Source organism: Vibrio sp. MACH09, from assembly GCF_033238805.1.
Classification (GTDB): Bacteria; Pseudomonadota; Gammaproteobacteria; order Enterobacterales; family Vibrionaceae; genus Vibrio.
Genome location: NZ_BSFZ01000001.1, coordinates 3,212,542 through 3,235,442, shown reverse-complemented (window position 1 = coordinate 3,235,442; position 22,901 = coordinate 3,212,542). Strand labels below are relative to the sequence as shown.

Genomic DNA, 22,901 nt, shown 5'->3' with positions numbered 1-22,901 from the left:
CTACTATGAATCTGACTGAACTGAAGAACAGGCCTGTTTCTGAGCTTGTGAAACTTGGCGAAAGCCTAGGTCTGGAAAACCTTGCACGTCTGCGTAAGCAAGACATTATTTTCTCTATCCTAAAAGCTCACGCAAAAAGCGGTGAAGATATTTTTGGGGATGGCGTTCTTGAAATCTTACAAGATGGCTTTGGTTTCCTACGAAGTGCGGATAGTTCTTATCTTGCTGGTCCTGATGATATTTACGTATCACCTAGCCAAATTCGTCGTTTTAACCTAAGAACCGGCGATTCTATTTCCGGTAAAATTCGACCACCGAAAGATGGTGAACGTTACTTTGCACTTTTAAAAGTAAATACGGTTAATGACGATAAGCCAGATAATGCCCGCAATAAAATACTGTTTGAAAACTTAACACCATTACATGCTAATGAGCGCATGGTGATGGAGCGTGGTAACGGCTCAACAGAAGACATCACGGCACGTGTTTTAGATTTGGCATCTCCGATTGGTAAAGGACAACGTGGCTTGATTGTTGCCCCACCAAAAGCCGGTAAAACAATGTTGCTGCAAAATATTGCGCAGAGCATTGCTTATAATCACCCTGAGTGTGAGTTAATGGTGCTTTTGATCGATGAGCGTCCAGAAGAAGTAACCGAAATGCAGCGCCTAGTTAAAGGTGAAGTTATCGCGTCTACTTTTGATGAGCCAGCCTCTCGTCACGTTCAAGTTGCTGAGATGGTGATTGAAAAAGCGAAACGTCTAGTCGAGCACAAGAAAAATGTAATTATTTTATTGGACTCAATCACTCGTCTAGCTCGTGCTTATAACACCGTGGTTCCTTCGTCAGGTAAAGTTCTGACAGGTGGTGTAGATGCGAATGCTTTACATCGTCCAAAACGATTCTTTGGTGCCGCACGTAATGTTGAAGAAGGTGGTAGTTTAACTATCATTGCAACTGCATTGGTTGATACAGGCTCTAAAATGGATGAAGTTATCTACGAAGAGTTTAAAGGTACAGGTAATATGGAACTGCACCTTAACCGTAAAATCGCTGAAAAACGTGTATTCCCTGCCATTGACTTTAATCGCAGTGGTACTCGTCGTGAAGAGCTTCTAACTAAGGCTGACGAACTACAGAAAATGTGGATACTTCGTAAAATCGTTCACCCTATGAGTGAAACCGATGCGATGGAGTTTTTGATCGACAAGCTTGCGATGACTAAAACCAACAACGAGTTTTTTGATGCAATGCGAAGACAGTAGCATTTAAGCTAGCTGAATATAAGAACACCAGCCATACTTTATGGGTGGTGTTTTTTTTGCTCTAATTTTTATTAATCTTATTTGGAGAGTCACTATGCGACATGGAATGTTGTGGACCTTTCTACTGATTCTACCTTGGTTATTTCAAACCGCTTTTGCACAAGAGATTACCCCTAGCACTCGTCAGTTATGGCTAGAAAGTGACAATGTTCAGCAAAATACAGCAGACATAGTGCGCTTTGCACGTATTGGCGATGTTGATGCTATGGCTCAGGCATTAAGTCAGTTGCCTACAAATGAGCAAGAAGCGGTACGTTTTTTATTGTTAGAGCATATTGAAACAGAGGAGATGCTGCTTACCGCAGAGGTTGCAGAGTACGTACAGAGCCTCTCATTGATAGCACCTGCATTTTATCTTCGCCATTTTGGTGATGGCTACGAGTTTGTGACGCCTGCATTTTCTTATCCTTCGATAGCTAATCGTATTGTCAAAAAATGGCAGTATGATCAAAAAGTAACCCAATTCATTTTGGCGGTTGAGCGGCAAGAATTAAGTTTAGAAAAATGGCTCAATGAAGGTAGCTTGACGGAAAATAAACTTAGAGAGCAATTTTTGATCGCAGAGATGGATGGATTATCCCCTCCGGCTATTTTATTTCTTGTCGAACAAGTGCTCCAAACAGATAACAAGATAATTTTTTGGCTTCCCTCCAATGCAGTCATGGTCAAACTTGCCCAGTTAAGTAATCAGCCGAAGCTCTATAGCATGCTATGGAAAATGAAGACGGATAAGAGTAGTAAGCAAGAGTTGTTTCGTTTGATGGAAGTAGCAGATGAGTTTTCTATAAAGATGATCATAGGTTCCGCTGCTAATCCTTCTTTAAATGAAGAAGTGATAAAATATTTTGCCGCTAAAAGACCGAAAGTTGAAGTGATAGAAGATTTTTTAGTCGCAAGTTTGTCTGTAAAAGAAAATGATAAAGCCTATTTCACTGCAAGTGAGTTGTCCAAGCAGGGTTATGATAAGTGGTTGAAGGAGTTACTCATATCAACCCCTTCGGTAAATAGCCGTGCAATTAAAAAAGTGTTATCAGAGTGATATCGTTTCGAACCGTTAACCAATACCCCTTACCCTAAGCCAAGGTCGAACCGCTAAGTTGCTTGGGTATATACGCCATTTGTTATAATATTGTTTTTTTATTTAGTGATATTTAGCCCTATGAATTTTAAGGACTTACGTGAGTTTATTGCCTACTTAGAAAAACAGGGGCAGCTTAAACGAATTACTCACCCTATCGATCCTCACTATGAAATGACAGAAATTAGTGACCGAACACTAAGAGCAGGTGGTCCTGCTCTGTTATTTGAAAACCCGATTGGTTATGACATACCTGTGCTGACGAACCTATTTGGTACTGCACAGCGAGTGGCTATGGGGATGGGGAGAGAAGATGTCTCTGAGCTAAGAGAAGTCGGTAAGTGGTTGGCCTACTTAAAAGAACCAGAGCCACCGAAAGGACTTAAAGACGCCATAGATAAAATACCGGTATTTAAACAAGTATTAAATATGCCCACTAAGCGACTTCGTAAAGCGCCATGCCAAGAGATTATTTGGCAAGGTGATGAGGTAGATTTAGATAAGATACCAGTAATGAGCTGTTGGGCTGAAGATGTTGCTCCATTATTAACTTGGGGTTTGACGATAACAAAAGGTCCAAATAAAAAACGTCAAAACTTAGGTATTTATAGACAACAAAAACTAAGTAAAAACAAAATTATCATGCGATGGCTTGCGCATAGAGGTGGAGCGTTAGATCTTCAAGATTGGATGGAATCTAATCCAGGAGAGCGCTTTCCTGTCACGATTGCATTTGGTGCTGATCCCGCAACTATTCTCGGTGCGGTTACGCCTGTTCCTGATACTTTGTCTGAGTACGCTTTTGCTGGATTACTGCGAGGCAGTAAGACCGAAGTGGTTAAATCGATAAGCAATGATCTAGAGATTCCTGCCGGGGCAGAGATTGTTTTAGAAGGTTATATCGATCCCGAAGAGTTCGCCGATGAAGGGCCTTATGGGGATCATACTGGTTATTATAACGAAGTGGAGCAACATCGAGTCTTTACAGTAACTCATGTAACCATGCGTAATAAGCCTATTTACCACAGCACATATACAGGCCGACCACCAGATGAGCCAGCAGTGCTAGGTGTTGCTCTTAACGAAGTCTTTGTGCCTATACTACAAAAGCAGTTTCCAGAAATTGTTGATTTCTATTTGCCGCCGGAAGGGTGTTCGTATCGTATGGCCGTAGTGACAATGAAGAAACAGTACCCAGGACATGCTAAGAGAGTGATGATGGGAGTGTGGTCATTTTTAAGGCAATTTATGTACACTAAATTTGTGATTGTCTGTGATGATGATGTCAACGCACGAGACTGGAACGATGTGATTTGGGCAATAACAACTCGAATGGATCCCGCTCGAGATACCGTTATGATTGATAATACACCTATTGATTCTTTGGATTTTGCCTCTCCAGTCGCGGGGCTGGGATCAAAAATGGGGCTGGATGCAACTAATAAGTGGCAAGGCGAAACTCAGCGAGAGTGGGGAAGGCCGATTAAAAAAGATCCTCAACTTGTCGCGAAAATAGATGCTATTTGGGATGAGTTAAATATTTTATGAACCATATCGTAACTTTATATCCACAAAATATAGAGTTTGAGGTGTCAGAAGAGACAACCTTGTTGGAAGCTGCACTCAACAGCAATATCAAGTTTCCACATCGTTGTCATATTGGAGCATGCTCTAGTTGCATGTGCCGGTTACTGGAAGGAAACATAGAGTACCAATTGCAACCAATGCTGACAGAAAAAGAACAAGCAGATGGTTGGATGTTTCCTTGCTTAGCTTATGTTAAGTCCAATATAAAACTTACCTTTGAAGAGTAAGAGGAAATAATGATAGTTAATTGTAAAGTAAAGTCTATAGAGCCATTGGCCTCTAATACATGTCAAATAGTGCTGCAACCTATTCAATCCGTAGACTTTAAAGCGGGGCAGTATTTGATGGTTGTTATGGGGGAGAAGGATAAAAGACCATTTTCCATCGCAAGCAGTCCTTGCCGCCATCAAGGTGAATTAGAGTTACATATCGGTAGTGCTGATGAAAACCCGTATTCTCAGGAAGTGGTTGAGAAGATGCGTCAAGTTATGCAGCAAGACAGTACTATAGAGATTGATGCTCCTCATGGTGATGCATGGTTACAAGAGTCAAATAGACCATTGTTACTGATCGCTGGCGGAACCGGCTTTAGTTATGTCCGCTCGATGCTTGATCACTGCTTAAGCCAGAATATAAACCGAGATATCTACTTATATTGGGGGGCTCGAACGGATTGTCAGCTCTACGCTTATAAAGAGTTAATGGAAATAGCCGCACAACACAGCAATATTACTTTTGTTCCTGTTGTTGAACAAGTTGGCCGAAACTGGCAAGGGAAGACAGGTAATGTTCTATCCGCAATCAAACATGATTTTGACAGTTTAGAAGATTATGACATTTACATTGCGGGCAGGTTTGAGATGGCCGGCGCAGCCAGAGAGCAATTTACTAAGGAAAAAAATGCTTTAGTGGAACGTATGTTCTCTGATGCTTATTCATTTATATAATGATAGGCAAGATATCTGATCGAAAAAGGCCTTTTTAGGCCTTTTTTTGTGCAAAGAGAAGAAAAATTAGCCGGAAAAAAGAAAAATCGTAATTATTTAAAAAAAGATGTTGCACCAAAAAGAAATCTCCCTATAATGCGCATCTCCCAACGACGAGACCTTATCAAATAAGGGATTCAGAGAAGGGAAGAAAATTCGGTCTTGAGATAATAATTTAAAAAAGTGTTTGACACATTACGTTATCTCGCTAAAATGGCCGCCCACTTCGATGAGAAAGCTGAAAGGCTTAAAAGTAAAGTTTTACTACTTATTGAAGTTGCTCTTTAACAATTTAAACCTATCAATCTGTGTGGGCACTCGTTGATGACAATCGAAGATGATTCTCTGCTTTCGGGCACGAAATCAACAACGGTTTCAATGAACTGAGTGACCAATTTGATAGCACTTCTTTTATTAGAAATGGCTATCGAGCACAGTCAATTCATTATCATTCTGTTGGAATGGTAATAGCTTTAAAATTACTTCTTACTTTCGAGTAAGAGCAGTTTTGAAGTCAGTATTCGTTGAGTCCCGTTTCTCTTAATAGAGAAACAAAATCAAAACTTTAAATTGAAGAGTTTGATCATGGCTCAGATTGAACGCTGGCGGCAGGCCTAACACATGCAAGTCGAGCGGAAACGGCAATAAAGATTCTTCGGATGATTTATTGGACGTCGAGCGGCGGACGGGTGAGTAATGCTTAGGAATTTGCCCAGTCGAGGGGGATAACTATTGGAAACGATAGCTAATACCGCATACGCCCTACGGGGGAAAAGAGGGGACCTTCGGGCCTTCTGCGATTGGATAAGCCTAAGTGAGATTAGCTAGTTGGTGAGGTAATGGCTCACCAAGGCGACGATCTCTAGCTGGTCTGAGAGGATGATCAGCCACACTGGAACTGAGACACGGTCCAGACTCCTACGGGAGGCAGCAGTGGGGAATATTGCACAATGGGCGCAAGCCTGATGCAGCCATGCCGCGTGTGTGAAGAAGGCCTTCGGGTTGTAAAGCACTTTCAGTCGTGAGGAAGGTAGTTGCGTTAATAGCGCAATTATTTGACGTTAGCGACAGAAGAAGCACCGGCTAACTCCGTGCCAGCAGCCGCGGTAATACGGAGGGTGCGAGCGTTAATCGGAATTACTGGGCGTAAAGCGCATGCAGGTGGTTTGTTAAGTCAGATGTGAAAGCCCCAGGCTCAACCTGGGAAGGTCATTTGAAACTGGCAAACTAGAGTACTGTAGAGGGGGTAGAATTTCAGGTGTAGCGGTGAAATGCGTAGAGATCTGAAGGAATACCAGTGGCGAAGGCGGCCCCCTGGACAGATACTGACACTCAGATGCGAAAGCGTGGGGAGCAAACAGGATTAGATACCCTGGTAGTCCACGCCGTAAACGATGTCTACTTGGAGGTTGTGGCCTTGAGCCGTGGCTTTCGGAGCTAACGCGTTAAGTAGACCGCCTGGGGAGTACGGTCGCAAGATTAAAACTCAAATGAATTGACGGGGGCCCGCACAAGCGGTGGAGCATGTGGTTTAATTCGATGCAACGCGAAGAACCTTACCTACTCTTGACATCCAGAGAAGCCAGCGGAGACGCAGGTGTGCCTTCGGGAGCTCTGAGACAGGTGCTGCATGGCTGTCGTCAGCTCGTGTTGTGAAATGTTGGGTTAAGTCCCGCAACGAGCGCAACCCTTATCCTTGATTGCCAGCACTTCGGGTGGGAACTTCAGGGAGACTGCCGGTGATAAACCGGAGGAAGGTGGGGACGACGTCAAGTCATCATGGCCCTTACGAGTAGGGCTACACACGTGCTACAATGGCGCATACAGAGGGCAGCCAACTTGCGAAAGTGAGCGAATCCCAAAAAGTGCGTCGTAGTCCGGATTGGAGTCTGCAACTCGACTCCATGAAGTCGGAATCGCTAGTAATCGTAGATCAGAATGCTACGGTGAATACGTTCCCGGGCCTTGTACACACCGCCCGTCACACCATGGGAGTGGGCTGCAAAAGAAGTAGGTAGTTTAACCTTCGGGGGGACGCTTACCACTTTGTGGTTCATGACTGGGGTGAAGTCGTAACAAGGTAGCCCTAGGGGAACCTGGGGCTGGATCACCTCCTTAATACGAAGATTGCTCGTTTATGAGTGTCCACACAGATTGATATGGTTTAGAAAAGCAAAGAGAAAGATAACTCAGACTTATTGAGTTTATAACGACGGGATTTTTGGTTGAATCGAGGCGTGCAACTGACGAGTAAAGGAGCATACAAAAGTATGTGACTGAGCGAGGATAGGCAGCACAACGAAGAGTCAAGCAAAAAGAACGAGTTAGAATGGGTCTGTAGCTCAGCTGGTTAGAGCGCTCGCCTGATAAGCGGGAGGTCGGTGGTTCAAGTCCACTCAGACCCACCAAAATCTTCCTTCTTTTTCGTTAAGTTAATCGTCGCATATTTCAATATGCTTCCTCATAACTTGCCTCAAATAAGAAAGATTTAATCAACATATTATGAGTTATCAAAAGAAACACCCACTGATGGGGTTATAGCTCAGCTGGGAGAGCGCCTGCCTTGCACGCAGGAGGTCTGCGGTTCGATCCCGCATAGCTCCACCATCTTTAAGTGTTCTTTCTTTAAAAGAAAGATGAGAATATTTAAAAATGGTTTATTTCTTTAAATAGAAAAAATCTTTGCTCTTTAACAATTTGGAAAGCTGACAGATAACAATTTGATTGATTGTTATCTAATTTAAAAGTTCTCAAATCCTAATTTTCTTTGAAATATAAGAAAGCTAGGTACCAAAAGTTTGTTTTCATTTTTTAGAAAAATGAAGGTAAACAGACACATTCAAGTGTTCTTGGAAACAACATTACCTAGTAATGCTGTTTATATTTGAGTCCGGCAAAATCGAAATGTTGTCTCGCTCATTCAAATAATGAGACAACGATAGAAACCTTGGTTGCTCATAAGACCCTTTGGGGTTGTATGGTTAAGTGACTAAGCGTACACGGTGGATGCCTTGGCAGTCAGAGGCGATGAAGGACGTATTAACTTGCGATAAGCGTAGATTAGGCAGTAAAAGCCACTTGAGTCTACGATTTCCGAATGGGGAAACCCAACTGCATAAGCAGTTACTGTTAACTGAATACATAGGTTAACAGGGCAAACCCGGGGAACTGAAACATCTAAGTACCCGGAGGAGTAGAAATCAACCGAGATTCCGAAAGTAGCGGCGAGCGAAATTGGATTAGCCCTTAAGCTTTTAGTGCGTCAGGTGAAGAGTCTGGAAAGTCTCGCAATAAAGGGTGATAGCCCCGTAACCGACAACGTACAATCAGTGAAATCGAGTAGGGCGGGACACGTGATATCCTGTCTGAATATGGGGGGACCATCCTCCAAGGCTAAATACTACTGACTGACCGATAGTGAACCAGTACCGTGAGGGAAAGGCGAAAAGAACCCCTGTGAGGGGAGTGAAATAGAACCTGAAACCGTGTACGTACAAGCAGTAGGAGCCTCCTTTGTGGGGTGACTGCGTACCTTTTGTATAATGGGTCAGCGACTTATATTTAGTAGCAAGGTTAACCGATTAGGGGAGCCGTAGGGAAACCGAGTCTTAACTGGGCGTCGAGTTGCTAGGTATAGACCCGAAACCAGGTGATCTAGCCATGGGCAGGTTGAAGGTTGAGTAACATCAACTGGAGGACCGAACCGACTAATGTTGAAAAATTAGCGGATGACTTGTGGCTAGGGGTGAAAGGCCAATCAAACCTGGAGATAGCTGGTTCTCCCCGAAAGCTATTTAGGTAGCGCCTCGGACGAATACTACTGGGGGTAGAGCACTGTTAAGGCTAGGGGGTCATCCCGACTTACCAACCCTTTGCAAACTCCGAATACCAGTAAGTACTATCCGGGAGACACACGGCGGGTGCTAACGTCCGTCGTGGAGAGGGAAACAACCCAGACCGCCAGCTAAGGTCCCAAAGTATAGCTAAGTGGGAAACGATGTGGGAAGGCTCAGACAGCCAGGATGTTGGCTTAGAAGCAGCCATCATTTAAAGAAAGCGTAATAGCTCACTGGTCGAGTCGGCCTGCGCGGAAGATGTAACGGGGCTAAGCTATACACCGAAGCTGCGGCAATGCTCTTTTAGAGTATTGGGTAGGGGAGCGTTCTGTAAGCCGTTGAAGGTGAACTGTAAGGTTTGCTGGAGGTATCAGAAGTGCGAATGCTGACATGAGTAACGATAATGGGGGTGAAAAACCCCCACGCCGGAAGACCAAGGGTTCCTGTCCAACGTTAATCGGGGCAGGGTAAGTCGACCCCTAAGGCGAGGCCGAAAGGCGTAGTCGATGGGAAACGGGTTAATATTCCCGTACTTCTTACAATTGCGATGGGGGGACGGAGAAGGCTAGGTGGGCCTGGCGACGGTTGTCCAGGTTCAAGGGTGTAGGCTGATTTCTTAGGTAAATCCGGGAAATCATTAAGGCTGAGACCCGATGTCGAGCGCCCAAGGGCGTGAAGTCATTGATGCCATGCTTCCAGGAAAAGCCTCTAAGCTTCAGATTGTAAGAAATCGTACCCCAAACCGACACAGGTGGTCGGGTAGAGAATACCAAGGCGCTTGAGAGAACTCGGGTGAAGGAACTAGGCAAAATGGTACCGTAACTTCGGGAGAAGGTACGCTTCTGACGGTGAAGTCCCTCGCGGATGGAGCTATCGGAAGTCGCAGATACCAGGTGGCTGCAACTGTTTATTAAAAACACAGCACTGTGCAAAATCGCAAGATGACGTATACGGTGTGACGCCTGCCCGGTGCCGGAAGGTTAATTGATGGGGTTAGACTTAGGTCGAAGCTCTTGATCGAAGCCCCGGTAAACGGCGGCCGTAACTATAACGGTCCTAAGGTAGCGAAATTCCTTGTCGGGTAAGTTCCGACCTGCACGAATGGCGTAATGATGGCCACGCTGTCTCCACCCGAGACTCAGTGAAATTGAAATCGCTGTGAAGATGCAGTGTACCCGCGGCTAGACGGAAAGACCCCGTGAACCTTTACTACAGCTTGGCACTGAACATTGACCCTACATGTGTAGGATAGGTGGGAGACTTTGAAACTTCGTCGCTAGATGGAGTGGAGTCAACCTTGAAATACCACCCTTGTAGTGTTGATGTTCTAACTTAGTCCCCTAATCGGGGATGAGGACAGTGCCTGGTGGGTAGTTTGACTGGGGCGGTCTCCTCCCAAAGAGTAACGGAGGAGCACGAAGGTGGGCTAAACACGGTTGGACATCGTGTGGTTAGTGCAATGGCATAAGCCCGCTTGACTGCGAGAATGACAATTCGAGCAGGTGCGAAAGCAGGTCATAGTGATCCGGTGGTTCTGAATGGAAGGGCCATCGCTCAACGGATAAAAGGTACTCCGGGGATAACAGGCTGATACCGCCCAAGAGTTCATATCGACGGCGGTGTTTGGCACCTCGATGTCGGCTCATCACATCCTGGGGCTGAAGTCGGTCCCAAGGGTATGGCTGTTCGCCATTTAAAGTGGTACGCGAGCTGGGTTTAGAACGTCGTGAGACAGTTCGGTCCCTATCTGCCGTGGGCGTTGGAGAATTGAAAGGGGCTGCTCCTAGTACGAGAGGACCGGAGTGGACGAACCTCTGGTGTTCGGGTTGTCATGCCAATGGCATTGCCCGGTAGCTAAGTTCGGAATCGATAAGCGCTGAAAGCATCTAAGCGCGAAGCGAGCCTTGAGATGAGTTCTCCCTGATACTTTAAGTATCCTAAAGGGTTGTCGTAGACTACGACGTTGATAGGCAGGGTGTGTAAGCGTTGTGAGGCGTTGAGCTAACCTGTACTAATTGCCCGTGAGGCTTAACCATACAACACCCAAGGGGTTTTGTTTACTGAGATTGTTCCAGACAATCCTCAGCACTTCCTACATCCGTGTAGGTTGTGGACTCAAATAGAACATTGAATGTGTAAGACTTTTAAACGGCTTTCCGAATTAATATATTTTGCTTGGCGACCATAGCGTTGTGGACCCACCTGATTCCATGCCGAACTCAGAAGTGAAACGCAATAGCGCCGATGGTAGTGTGGGGTTTCCCCATGTGAGAGTAGGACATCGCCAGGCTTATTTACTTGTTTTCAGATTTTGAACAAATTTGAAGGCAAAACTGGATAAAGCAGATAGATTGTCAGTCTTTATTTAGTAAAAGATACCATGTGGAGTGGTAGTTCAGTTGGTTAGAATACCGGCCTGTCACGCCGGGGGTCGCGGGTTCGAGTCCCGTCCACTCCGCCACTTATTCTTAGGAATAAGAACAGTAAGCCTTAGCAGAAATGCTGAGGCTTTTTTCGTTTAAGCGTGGTAGTTCAGTTGGTTAGCTTTTTTATTAGAGAAAGCGGCCTGTCACGCCGGAGGTCGCACTTGTTTTCAAGGAGTCGGGAGTCCCGTCCACTCCGCCATTTATTCTTAGGAATAAGAAAGTAAGCCTTAGCAGAGATGTTAAGGCTTTTTTGTGTTTTAGCGGTTATAAAAATACCAATGGTTAGTTCTAGCAAAGTGGGCAGCGGAGCGGTAGTTCAGTTGGTTAGCTTTTTAATTAGAGAAAGTGGCCTGTCACGCCGGGGGTCGCGCTTGTTTTCAAGGAATAGGGAGTCCCGTCCACTTCGCCACTTATGCTCAGGAATAAGAACAGTAAGCCTTAGCTGAGATGCTGAGGCTTTTTTTATGTCTGTAAGATAGCCACCTGAGTTCTTTCTTCGTCATAGCGGCAAATAGTGTATCCATATGCGTGGTCGTTCATCACGCTGAGATCATGGCTGTGATGCCAAGAGTCTTATGTCTCACTCAATTGGCCATTAATGCTAAATAGCAGTAAGTATGATAATAATGAGCATAGATGCTGCAAAGATAGCTTTAAGTAGCATAGGGAGCTTTACAGCGATGCTTACAGTCCATATTTAGCATTCTGGCAGAGTTTGCCTCTATTTTTCTACACGTCCTATCTCTGCCCATTGATAGCTCTTTTGCCGACATGCATAGTTAATCTTTTGCCTAGCTTTAATTAGGCTTCAAAACACCTAGAGTGTTGGCTCCCTGAGATTATTTCGAAACTCTTATAGAAACCATTAAGAAAAATTCGTCAATTAGAAAGCTGTCAATAAAGTAAAAATAAGGAAAGTCTATTTACAGAGGCAGGAATGACTAGAATAATTTACGCAATCGATTATATTGTTCTGTTTTGTACTTTGGAATATATAAATACGTATTATTGATATTTATGTAATTATATTGATCGTGTTATTGAACTGATTTTTATCTCATTATGTTGAGCATGCTAAGCGATAAATAAATATTATTTATTGTTTGATAAATTAAAATCATATTAATTATCTAATATTCTAAAATAAAAAAGGCACTGATAGCCAGCGCCTTTTAAATTGATGAAAGAGTGCTTAATAACTAATTATAAAGCAGCTTCAAAAATTGCAGAGATCTCTTCATGTGTCGCTTGTTTCGGGTTAGTGAAACCACATGCGTCTTTTAGTGCGTTATCAGCTAGAACAGAAATATCATCTTTCTTCGCGCCTAGCTCAGCGAGTCCTGCAGGGATACCAACATCTTTAGATAGGCTAATGATAGCTTCTAAAGCGGCTTCAGCACCTTGCTCAGCTGTCATCGCTTCAACATTCACACCCATTGCTTTAGCAACGTCTTTAAGACGCTCAGGGCATACTTGAGCGTTATAGCGTTGTACGTGCGGAAGTAGAATTGCGTTACAAACACCGTGTGGTAGGTCATAGAATCCACCTAGCTGATGCGCCATAGCGTGTACATAACCTAATGAAGCATTGTTAAATGCCATGCCCGCCATAAATTGAGCATATGCCATTTGCTCACGAGCTTCGATGTCGTCACCGTGCTCTACTGCTTTGCGTAGGAAAGCTTGAATCAGTTCGATAGCTTTAATCGCTACAGCATCAGTTACCGGCGTTGCTGCAATAGATACATAAGCTTCAACGGCGTGCGTTAATGCATCCATACCTGTCGCTGCAGTTAGAGATGCTGGCTTGGCAAGCATTAACTCAGGATCATTTACAGAGATAAGTGGTGTAGTGTGCTTATCAACGATAGCCATCTTAATGTGACGTTCTTCATCCGTAATGATGCAGAAACGTGTCATTTCAGATGCTGTACCAGCTGTCGTATTAATAGCAATTAATGGAAGTTGAGGCTTAGCTGATTGGTCAACACCTTCGTAATCACCAATTTTGCCACCATTAGCAGCAACTAGAGCAATACCTTTCGCACAGTCATGCGGTGAACCACCACCTAAAGAGATCACAAAATCACAGTCATTCTCTTGTAGAAGTGCTAAGCCGTTTTCTACGTTACCAATAGTTGGGTTAGGTTGAGTTCCGTCAAATACGACAGTATTAACAGTACGCTCGGTAAGAAGGTCTTGAACTTGCTTAACAATACCGATTTCATTAAGAATCTTATCAGTAACGATTAAGCCTTTTTTAAAGCCTTGCGATTGAATGCTATCAGCTGCTTCTTTTAAGCAACCAGCGCCCATTAGGTTTACCGTTGGGATGAAAAATGCACTAGTCATTTATATATTCCACTCATAGTTATTAAATTCTTTAATTAGATTCGCATATCAATGTGTTTAATTAATTTGATTTAGAACAAATTTAAAAAGTAATTACTCTAATTATAAGCAATATCGTGAAGCTGATCGCTAACGAAATATGATTATAACGAAATCTGTTTAATGGGTAATTTTAATAAATGAAGATAGCAATCGCTTGACCAACATATTTAGTAATAACTTGATTTTGTAGTGTCTAGAAAAGAAAACGATTACGTTAAATATAAAGGACTTAACCGACTAATATAGCTTTGAAAGAGAAAAACCAAAGTCTGACGGAAATATGACTTTGGTTATAATAGTAAGAATTGTTAATCACAAACCTTATTTCTGCCAGTTTGTTTTGCTCTATAAAGTGCTTTGTCAGCACTAGAAAGCATTTTGTCATAGATTTTGTTGGGAGGGAGATCAATCCCTGCCATGCTTTTTTCGCCAAATGTTGAAATACCTATGCTGACTGTCACGGAGATATTGCCTGCATGGACTTTCTTCTCAATACCTAATCGAACTCTTTCAGCAGCATGACGAGCTTCAGAATGATCGGTATTGAACATCAATATGGTGAACTCTTCTCCACCAAATCGTCCTAGAATGTCGCTGTCTCGAACTAAGTACTGTAGCTGTTTTGTAATGTCCAACAGTACGTTATCGCCGGCTTGGTGACCTAAGCTATCGTTAATGTTTTTAAAATGGTCGACGTCTACAATGGCGAGTGAAATTGGAACTTGCTCTCTGGTTGCTAACAAAACTTGCTGCTCAAATATTTCCCCAAAGGCATATCGATTAAACAGAGAGGTGAGAAAGTCGTGACGAGCCAGTTTTTCTAGTTCTCTGTTTTTTTGCTGTAGTAGAGCTTCTGTATCTTTTAATTGAGTGATGTCATTGTGAACACCCAACATTCTCGTTGGTTTTCCGTTGCTATCTCTGATCACCATACCTCGGCAGCGAACCCAAATATATTTCCCCTTTTTATGCTTATAGCGGACAATTTGATCGTAAGGATGATGAGGGTTTTTGCAATGCTCTTTGAAGTTGTGCATAGCTACAAGAAGATCGTCTGGGTGAATTCTCTCTCTTCGTTCTTGAATTGAACCTGTTAGTTCTTCAGGATCATAGCCTAACAGTTGCCAGAAACTGTTACTCATCCACTCTTCTTTATAAGAGTCAATATCACGGAAGAACAAGCCGTCTAGGCATTTAGAATGAAGAAACTCAAATATGCTGGGGTCATTGGATAATCGGTTAAAAAGTTCTAGCTCAAGTGGATGCTTAACGTCACTATCCATACAATCATACTCTCGTTGCCATTAGTGTAACTACTATTTCATATATTAGTATTTAATCAACTATATGGAAGAGAGGATTTTACATTACTGCACAAGATTTTGATGGCAGTGGCATTGAAGCTTGAAATGAAGGACAGTTTAGAGCAAAAGTATCAATTCTTCTAACCGAGTAATTTCTATATCTGGTAAAACTTTTCCTTTGTCTGGAAAGCATGATGGTGGGTTGGTTTCATTGAGCCAGCATGCTTGCCACCCTGAGTGGATTGCCCCCTGAACATCTGATACAGGATGATCACCAATATGAAGTATGTTACCGGAAGGAATGGCGAGTTTTTTTTCTGCCAGATCAAACATATCTGAATGCGGCTTCGCTCGTCCATCAGGCCCTGCTCTTAGTACAAACTGAAAGTAGTCTCCCAGACCAATGACATTCGCATCGACATTGCCGTTTGTAATCGCAATTAATGGCCGTTTCTCTGCCAAGAGCGACATTACTTTGTGAGTTTCATCAGGAACGTCAACGTGATTTCTTAACCAAAGAGCATGTTCAATACCGTCATTAGCCGCTTGCTCGGCGTTATGCTGGCTATATCCCAGTTGTATAAGACCAAACTCGATCTGTTTTTTCCGCCATCGAGTGACGTCGTGTCTCAGTTCAGGTTCTGATATGACAACTTGCTTCTTGAAAATTTGCCATGTTTCTAACGGTATGGATGCAGAGAGTGGGTGTGTCGCGTATAACCACTTAACCATTTCACGTTCAACATATTGAATGACGGGCTTGTTGTCATAGAGAGTGTCATCGAGATCAAAGCTGAGTGCTTTGATGGTTCTTAAGTTACGATAGATATGCATAAGCTACTCTTTGTCTGATGAGGTACGTTTTTTCGCTCTTGGGTGGGCTTTATCGTACTCTTGTGCGAGGTGCTGAAAGTTTAAGTGGGTGTACACTTGAGTCGTGGATATATTTTCGTGTCCCAATAGCTCTTGTACTGCTCTCAGGTTGCCGCTAGATTCTAGGATGTGAGTGGCAAAGGAGTGTCTAAGTTTGTGCGGACTGATATGACTGGCGACACCCTGTTTTAATCCCCACTCCTTCATTCGCTTCTGTACGCTTCTAGCAGAAATTCTCTTACCTAGTTTGGAGATAAATAGAGCAGGGCTGTCAGTGTCCTTCAGACTTGACCTTACACGTAGCCATTTATCTAGCCAGATTTTGGCTTCTCCAGAGTAAGGCACAATGCGCTCTTTATTCCCTTTACCAATCACTCTGATGTCTCCACGAGTTAAGTCAACATCTTGAACGTTCATTGTGATCATCTCTGTTAATCGGATTCCAGTACCATACATTAGCTCCATCATTGCTCTATCGCGAATAGCTAAAGGGTTGTTTTCATCGACTTCGAGCAGCTGTCCAATTTCGTCTACATCTAAGTTTTTTGGTAATGTTTTTTGTTTTTTTGGTGGAGTCACCCCTTTGGCTGGATTGGCGGTGAGTTCACCACGAAGAATAAGAAAATCGAGAAAGCTTCGCAGAGAAGAGAGTCGCGTTGAAATGCTGCTAGGCTTAATACCTTGCCGCATAGCTTTGCTGGTTAACTGACGTACCCAAGCCGTATCGACCTCTTGCCAATTTTGCAAACCGAATTGTACAAACTGGCCTGCAATGATGTCTAACTGCAGGCTATAGTTTTGTATGGTGTGAGGGCTAAGCCCTCTTTCGTTTCGGAGGTATTGATAAAATCGAGTTAACGGCTCGGTAAACGATTTAGGCAGAGGTTGTTTGGTTGATGACATGTTGATATTCCTCGGTGTTCCACTGTAGCGTACTGACCAAGTGTGAAACCACAAGGGCCAAATGTCGCAAGAACAGAGTATCCATTGCTGGTTGGAAATGACCGCCATCTTCGCTAGAAAAAGCAATGATCCCAAGAGGAGTGGATTGAGAGAGAGGCAGAATTACGTATGATCCAAGTTCAGTCGTGGTTTCTTGGCCAAACAATAATTCCCTATCCTGTCTCTTCAGACGTCCAAGATACGCATCTTTACCGTTAAAATGATTCGTCGCAAAACGTTGCCAGTTCTCATGACTCATTGAATATCTTGGGCTTTGAGAGCCAATGAGTTTCACATGGGATTTTAAAGATAGCTGGTTAGCACTCTTTTCGATACATTCGATGACCTGTTGAACAGATTGGCATTTCAGTACTTTTTCTTGTAATCCCATAAACTGATGGAAGGTCTGGTCGTTATTCGCGGCAATAGACATGAGATCAGTGATCTCCTCTTCCAGCTCACCAATACGTTGTCGTTGCCTTTTTATTTGCAGTTCTACCAAAGAGAAAGCCCCTTGCTCTCTTGTAGGAAGAGCAAGTTGGTCAACCAAATCCCGTCGTTCTTGAAAAAAATCGGGAAAATCGCGAAGGTACTGTGCAACGACTTCAGCGGTCAAATTATCCGCTTCAAACTGAGACAAAATTTATCCTTATTATTTTAATTAGAGGATCTAACATGATAACTGGCCGTCGAAAACATGAGTCGCAGGGCCTGTCATATAAAGGCTTGAACCCGGTCCTTGCCAGTGAATGGTAAGATCACCACCAGGTAAGTGAACAGTGACTTGGTCATCCAATAAGCCTTGAATGACTCCTACTGCGACGGCTGCGCATGCACCACTACCGCATGCTTGAGTTTCTCCTGCCCCACGTTCGTATACGCGCAGGTTAATCTCATTGCGACTAATTACTTGCATAAAACCCGCATTAACACGTTCTGGGAATCGTTCGTGAGATTCTAACATTGGTCCTAGTGTGGCCACATCCGCTGTATTAATCTCATCCACAACAGTGACAACATGAGGATTACCCATACTGGCAGCACCACAAAATAGAGTTTGGTCTTGTGTTCGTAGAATGTAGGTTTTTTCTTTCTGTTTTGCTCTAAACGGTATTTTTCCGGGTTCAAACTCCGGCTCACCCATATTGACAGTGACCAGCTCATCATCCTCCAGCTTTAATACCATCTTGCCTTTTTTGGTGCTGACATTAATGCTGAACTTGTTGGTTAGCCCTTTCATTTTCACAAAGCGTGCAAAACAGCGTGCACCATTGCCACACTGTTCTACCTCGCTACCATCCGCATTGAAGATACGATAATGAAAATCTGAATCTGGGTCATAAGGTGCTTCAACAATCAGTAATTGATCGAAGCCCACACCGGTATGGCGGTTAGACAGCCGGCGAATGAGATCGGGTGAGAAGAAGATATTTTGGGTAATGCAATCGACCACCATAAAATCATTACCCAAACCGTGCATTTTTGAAAAATGGAAATGCATACTCTTTAGTTACTCCGGTAAAATCTGTTCATGGCGCCATAGATCGGCCAATTCTTCTCTTTGACGAACAAGGTACGCCTTATCGCCATCAACCATGACTTCTGCAGCGCGGCATCTTGCGTTGTAGTTTGATGCCATAGCAAAGCTGTATGCTCCTGCTGATCTTACGGCAAGTAGGTCATTTTCTTCAATCAATAACGCTCTATCTTTCCCTAAGAAATCTGCGGTTTCACAAACAGGCCCCACAATATCATATGTGGTGGTTTCACCATCTCTAGGTACGACAGGAACAATATCTTGCCACGCAGAGTAGAGTGCCGGGCGCATTAAGTCATTCATCGCAGCATCTACAATGGCAAAGTTTTTATGTTCAGTATGTTTTAGGTACTCAACTTTGGTCAGTAATATGCCAGCATTAGCAGAAATTGCACGTCCCGGTTCGAATACCAGCTCAATTTCTGGATGATTAGCTAAACGAGAAAGCAGTGCTTTTGCATAATCTGATGGCTGAGGTGGAAGTTCATCACGATAAACCACGCCTAATCCGCCACCCACATCAAGGTGTTTAATTTTAATGCCTTCAGCAATGAGTTGATCTATTAATGCTAACAATCGATCCGTAGCATCAATGAACGGTTCTATGTCAGTCAGTTGAGAGCCGATGTGACAATCAATACCTTGAACATCTAGATGGTCCAGCCCATTCGCGTAACGGTAAACGTCAATAGCGTGATCAAAGGCAATACCAAACTTGTTATCACGCAACCCAGTGGAGATATATGGGTGAGTTTTAGCGTCTACATCTGGATTGATTCTTAGCGAAATTGGCGCGACAACGTTCATCTCTTTTGCGACTTGATTTAAACGTTTTAACTCGGGTTCGGATTCGACATTAAAACACTTAATATTCAGCTCTAGAGCACGTTTCATCTCTTTTGCTGTTTTACCAACACCAGAAAAAACAATCTTACTTGCATCACCACCGGCTTGAATTACACGTTCAAGCTCTCCGACTGAAACAATATCGAAGCCGGAACCAAGTCGTGCCAATGTATTGAGCACACCTAGGTTAGAGTTAGCTTTCACCGCATAGCATACAAGGTGCGGATGAGCACCAACCGCGTTGTCAAAAGCATTCCAATGTCTTTCTAGTGTTGCGCGTGAATAGACATAAAGTGGTGTGCCAAATTGTTGTTCTAGCTCAATGAGAGAGACATTTTCGGCCCATAATTGGCCATCATCCTGATAGTTAAAATAATCCAATTTTGTATTCCCTAAAAATTACGATTGTGCGGTTTCACTTGGTGTTTCATCTTGTGGCATGTATAGCGGGCCGGTATTTCCGCATCCAGCTAAACCGAGAATTGATAAAAAACTGAGTATAATAATGATCTTTTTCATTGTGCATATCGTGATTATTGATTCAATGCCCCCTATAATCGCACTACTAATAAGAAAAGCAATAGGATAGAGCAGGATGAATGATACTGAATACCATCAATTGGTTGATCAGCAGTTTACTAAATTGGAAGAAGCGATTGATGAATCGGGTGCAGACATCGATTACGAGACAGTAGGAAATGTGATGACTTTGGAATTTGATGATAGAAGTCAAATAGTTATCAATCGTCAGGAACCGATGAAAGAGATCTGGCTTGCTTCTAAATCTGGAGGCTTTCATTTTTCTTATCAAAATGAACAGTGGTTATGTTCGAAAACAGAGATGGAATTATTTGAAATGGTTAAACAGGAGTGTGACAAGCATAGCGGTGAAGCAAACGACTGGCCATAAATCTCGTTTTTAAGCGTTTACCGCTTTTGATGGCTTAGAGCTCAATGAGTTGTCATTGCGGTAAGGAACCACATAGCTATTGGTACCTTCTTCAGGATGCACTATTTGATAGTACTGAGGAAGGTTGAAATTGATAAGAGTGTGGTTTTCCATCGACTCTTGTTGGCTAGACGTATAGAAATGATTGACGTTATTGATCATTTCATCTTTACCACCATTAAACTGATGATAAACCTCTACAGAGTTCTCTTCGTCTAACACATAAATATTGTAGCCGTCTTTTGTGTCTTCAAAGAAAAACTGCACCAATCCTTCACTGGCAAAGCCATCAATTACATCGGGTAAATGATAATCTTGCTCTTTATCCAATTTAGAAAGAGGAGAACCATTCAACTTATTTACCGAGATACTACGATAAAAGTCTACCGAGTTTTCTAACTTCTGCAGCGATACTCCGCGACGTTCAAAAAACAGCCCAAAGGTTTGGTCGGCGACTTTTATGGCTTTAAAACGTCGGCGATTTTGCTGTTCAACAGGCTTCAAACGCATTTCAATGCATTCTGCTAATAACTGATAAACGGTGTTTCGTATAATGCCACGCAAGTTTTTACTGTAGCAAAATACATCAACGGATTCCGGTGGTAACGCATCTTGATGCATTTTACCCAGAATGGTTTTTAAAGCATCTAATATGGCCGTTGAGCCCGTAAAGTGCAGAGTTCTTACTTCGTGCCATGAATTTCGATACACCAAATCAACACTGCCGACTAAGCAAGATTGAGTGTCACCAAAACTAAAGATATCTGGATTTTTTAAGTCCATCTTAAATGAACGAGTATTGAGTTCAGCACTTGGATCGTTTTCGAAATTGATGTACATAGCCAGTTGGCTGATTTCGCAAGGGCTACCTAGTGCTTGCATTGTTGGTCTTCGCTTACGTAATGAGAAAGTATTACGTAAGTCACTTACCATTTGGTAGAACTTATCAATATCCAAATTGGCATTGTGAATAACAGAATGAAGACGAGTGGACTCAGTAATTAAGCCATTAAAAAATGACCATGCGACCAATTTGCTCAAGTATTCATTGTGCTCAAGGGGTTTACTGCCAATAAGTTCGCGAGCAACTAAAGGCTTTTTGTACAGGTACCACCCTGATTTATTCGCACGTCCTTTTTCTACTTGAATAAAGCTAAGGTCACCTTCATGTAAATCGGGAGAAATCTGAGGGTTTAGCAAAGTCACTTTGCCAGGTAATACTTCGAATGCTGCATAGAGTTTTCGCGCCAGAATACTAATATCCTGAGGACTGATCGCAGAAGTAATATCATTTTTACGGGCAAACTGAATCAAGTTTCGATAGCTGAGCATCAAAGCATCAAGCAGACCAAGATGGACGATTTTTACTTGTTCAACCTTCCAATTACGGCGATTATCAAGTTCTTTAATGGTGTTTTCATCCCAGTTCCAGCTCTTTATCATCTCGGTTAGCGCTTCTCGACGCCACTGGACAGAACCGGCACCCGGTTCCCGCGAAAGCTTTTCATGGGTTTTTAAATAGAAACAGCGACGCACTAAGTCTAACCGTTTAAAGTCTTTAATGCCTTCAAGATAAAGCGTGACTTTTTCTAGCATTAAATAATAAGAGTCAGTGCTGTATAGATCTGGCTCATAAGCAAAAAAACGTCGTTTGCCATCAATACTGAGTAACTGGGTATGAGGGTATTCCCACGAATATGCTTCAAGCAGTATCGCTTTTAAAACGGATTTATAAGGAGAATCGATACTTTTATATAGCTGCCAGAGATTAGAGCCAAAATACTCTTCTGCAGGAATGCGACTTAACGAACCAAAATCAATCCATTCATTACAATCAATATAATTAGACTGGCATAGTTGCTCGACATATTCGTCGTAGCACTCTTCCATTTCAGGAGGAATTATTTGCCATAACAGTCGTTGGCCCGCAATGCGAACAGCAGAGCGATAAAATTCATCCAGCAAAAGCAAATGTTGCGATGAACCACAGTTGTCACCTGTCATCTCTTCTGAGCGATTGCTACGGAATCTCTCTTCATCCATCAGGAAAAAGTTAGCTTCGACCCCTTGCTCTTTTGCCCACTCAGTAATTTGCATACATTTATTGCTGAGGTGGGAGCGTTGTTCACTTTCCATTGACGGTGATACACATACCCAAACATCTAAATCACTGGATGTACTTTGACCAATAGAAGAGGTACTTCCCATGGTATATAAGGCAAGAATATCAGCGTTGTTATGATTGGTGATGCGGTTGTCGTTATCATGACAAAGTTGGTCAACGTAATCTTGTTGAACTGCATTTTCTTGATAATTATCAATACCGAATGGTACGGGTTTGGCGTAATAGCCGGGAAGAGAAGGGTGGTTAAAATGTAGCAGTGTTGGGATTAAATGAAAAACATGTTGCCCTTGTAGATCCATAACTGCCAACGCGCGTTCTATTCGCTGTTGGTTTAGAGTGTCGACTCTTTTTGTTATCGTTTGGATATATGATTGCAAGGGATTTCCCTGATTGATTAATTCGGTTTCGCTTGGTTTTTATTCTAATAGCGCTACAAAACGTGATCAATTTAACACTTTTTTATTGTAAGGTAAAGATGAAAGAATAGGACATTTGTCGCCATGCTTATTAAGGGATTATGAATAGATATGAAAAAAGAATGCAATTTGGCTAATGATTTTTCCGTGAGGTGTTCACTAGTATTGAGATGAAGGTCACATTATTTTTCACTAATCCTGTTTAAACCTGAACAATTTATCACAGCTTAGAACAATGGGTGCTAGTCATGCTAATAGAATGGTAGGATTGAGCGAT

The 22,901-nt window shown here is 42.9% G+C and carries 14 protein-coding genes, 3 tRNA genes, 3 rRNA genes and 1 pseudogene; 12 read left to right on the top strand and 9 right to left on the bottom strand.

Features of this window, described 5'->3' with window-relative positions; all coding sequences use genetic code 11:
• Positions 1 to 5 precede the first annotated feature (5 nt).
• From rho to CHJ_RS14560, 11 genes and pseudogenes are all read left to right on the top strand, one after another.
• Positions 6 to 1,265, top strand: a complete 1,260-nt coding sequence (rho, locus tag CHJ_RS14610; protein ID WP_171754723.1) for a transcription termination factor Rho — start codon at positions 6 to 8, stop codon at positions 1,263 to 1,265.
• Positions 1,266 to 1,359: 94 nt separating this feature from the next.
• On the top strand, positions 1,360 to 2,364 hold the full coding sequence (locus CHJ_RS14605; RefSeq protein WP_317918009.1) for a hypothetical protein: 1,005 nt from the start codon (positions 1,360 to 1,362) through the stop codon (positions 2,362 to 2,364).
• A 120-nt stretch (positions 2,365 to 2,484) separates the two neighbouring features.
• Positions 2,485 to 3,933: pseudogene (gene ubiD, locus CHJ_RS14600) on the top strand (4-hydroxy-3-polyprenylbenzoate decarboxylase); the annotation flags it as partial.
• 14 nt (positions 3,934 to 3,947) lie between these two features.
• Positions 3,948 to 4,217 carry a 2Fe-2S iron-sulfur cluster-binding protein gene (locus CHJ_RS14595; protein ID WP_171754726.1) on the top strand — a complete coding sequence of 90 codons (270 nt, stop codon included), beginning with the start codon at positions 3,948 to 3,950 and terminating at the stop codon, positions 4,215 to 4,217.
• A 9-nt stretch (positions 4,218 to 4,226) separates the two neighbouring features.
• Complete coding sequence (fre, locus tag CHJ_RS14590) at positions 4,227 to 4,937, top strand: NAD(P)H-flavin reductase (RefSeq protein WP_317918008.1); 711 nt, start codon at positions 4,227 to 4,229, stop codon at positions 4,935 to 4,937.
• Positions 4,938 to 5,543: 606 nt separating this feature from the next.
• Positions 5,544 to 7,094: ribosomal RNA gene (locus CHJ_RS14585) — 16S ribosomal RNA — on the top strand.
• A gap of 213 nt (positions 7,095 to 7,307) precedes the next feature.
• Positions 7,308 to 7,384: transfer RNA gene (locus tag CHJ_RS14580), tRNA-Ile, on the top strand.
• Positions 7,385 to 7,507: 123 nt separating this feature from the next.
• Positions 7,508 to 7,583: transfer RNA gene (locus CHJ_RS14575), tRNA-Ala, on the top strand.
• 372 nt (positions 7,584 to 7,955) lie between these two features.
• Positions 7,956 to 10,848 (top strand): 23S ribosomal RNA (locus CHJ_RS14570).
• Positions 10,849 to 10,986: 138 nt separating this feature from the next.
• A 5S ribosomal RNA gene (rrf, locus tag CHJ_RS14565) occupies positions 10,987 to 11,102 on the top strand.
• Together the 16S, 23S and 5S rRNA genes with 3 tRNA genes alongside form the textbook arrangement of a ribosomal RNA operon.
• A 94-nt stretch (positions 11,103 to 11,196) precedes the next feature.
• Positions 11,197 to 11,273, top strand: a tRNA-Asp gene (locus tag CHJ_RS14560).
• Between the two features lie 1,168 nt (positions 11,274 to 12,441).
• Here the strand turns inward: CHJ_RS14560 and yiaY are convergent.
• From yiaY to lptM, 8 genes are all read right to left on the bottom strand, one after another.
• The gene (gene yiaY / locus CHJ_RS14555) at positions 12,442 to 13,590 is read right to left on the bottom strand and encodes an L-threonine dehydrogenase (RefSeq protein ID WP_171754963.1); all 1,149 of its coding nucleotides are present in this window, start codon (positions 13,588 to 13,590) and stop codon (positions 12,442 to 12,444) included.
• Between the two features lie 350 nt (positions 13,591 to 13,940).
• Complete coding sequence (locus tag CHJ_RS14550) at positions 13,941 to 14,915, bottom strand: sensor domain-containing diguanylate cyclase (protein WP_317918007.1); 975 nt, start codon at positions 14,913 to 14,915, stop codon at positions 13,941 to 13,943.
• Between the two features lie 138 nt (positions 14,916 to 15,053).
• Positions 15,054 to 15,770 carry a 5-amino-6-(5-phospho-D-ribitylamino)uracil phosphatase YigB gene (gene yigB / locus CHJ_RS14545; RefSeq protein WP_317918006.1) on the bottom strand — a complete coding sequence of 239 codons (717 nt, stop codon included), beginning with the start codon at positions 15,768 to 15,770 and terminating at the stop codon, positions 15,054 to 15,056.
• Between the two features lie 3 nt (positions 15,771 to 15,773).
• Positions 15,774 to 16,712 carry a tyrosine recombinase XerC gene (xerC, locus tag CHJ_RS14540; protein ID WP_317918005.1) on the bottom strand — a complete coding sequence of 313 codons (939 nt, stop codon included), beginning with the start codon at positions 16,710 to 16,712 and terminating at the stop codon, positions 15,774 to 15,776.
• On the bottom strand, positions 16,684 to 17,391 hold the full coding sequence (locus CHJ_RS14535; RefSeq protein WP_317918004.1) for a DUF484 family protein: 708 nt from the start codon (positions 17,389 to 17,391) through the stop codon (positions 16,684 to 16,686). The genes xerC and CHJ_RS14535 overlap by 29 nt, the downstream gene beginning before the upstream one ends.
• A 30-nt stretch (positions 17,392 to 17,421) precedes the next feature.
• Positions 17,422 to 18,252, bottom strand: a complete 831-nt coding sequence (gene dapF / locus CHJ_RS14530) for a diaminopimelate epimerase (RefSeq protein WP_317918003.1) — start codon at positions 18,250 to 18,252, stop codon at positions 17,422 to 17,424.
• A gap of 9 nt (positions 18,253 to 18,261) precedes the next feature.
• The gene (lysA, locus tag CHJ_RS14525; RefSeq protein WP_317918002.1) at positions 18,262 to 19,515 is read right to left on the bottom strand and encodes a diaminopimelate decarboxylase; all 1,254 of its coding nucleotides are present in this window, start codon (positions 19,513 to 19,515) and stop codon (positions 18,262 to 18,264) included.
• Between the two features lie 18 nt (positions 19,516 to 19,533).
• Positions 19,534 to 19,653: an LPS translocon maturation chaperone LptM gene (gene lptM, locus CHJ_RS24145; RefSeq protein ID WP_411861549.1), complete on the bottom strand. Its 120-nt coding sequence runs from the start codon at positions 19,651 to 19,653 to the stop codon at positions 19,534 to 19,536.
• Between the two features lie 76 nt (positions 19,654 to 19,729).
• On the opposite strand from lptM, the gene cyaY reads away from it, so the two are divergent.
• Entirely contained in the window at positions 19,730 to 20,044 is a 315-nt protein-coding gene (gene cyaY, locus CHJ_RS14515; protein WP_171754970.1) for an iron donor protein CyaY, read from the top strand.
• A 9-nt stretch (positions 20,045 to 20,053) separates the two neighbouring features.
• On the opposite strand, the gene CHJ_RS14510 is transcribed toward cyaY, so the two are convergent.
• On the bottom strand, positions 20,054 to 22,585 hold the full coding sequence (locus CHJ_RS14510) for a class I adenylate cyclase (RefSeq protein WP_317918001.1): 2,532 nt from the start codon (positions 22,583 to 22,585) through the stop codon (positions 20,054 to 20,056).
• Positions 22,586 to 22,901: the final 316 nt, after the last annotated feature.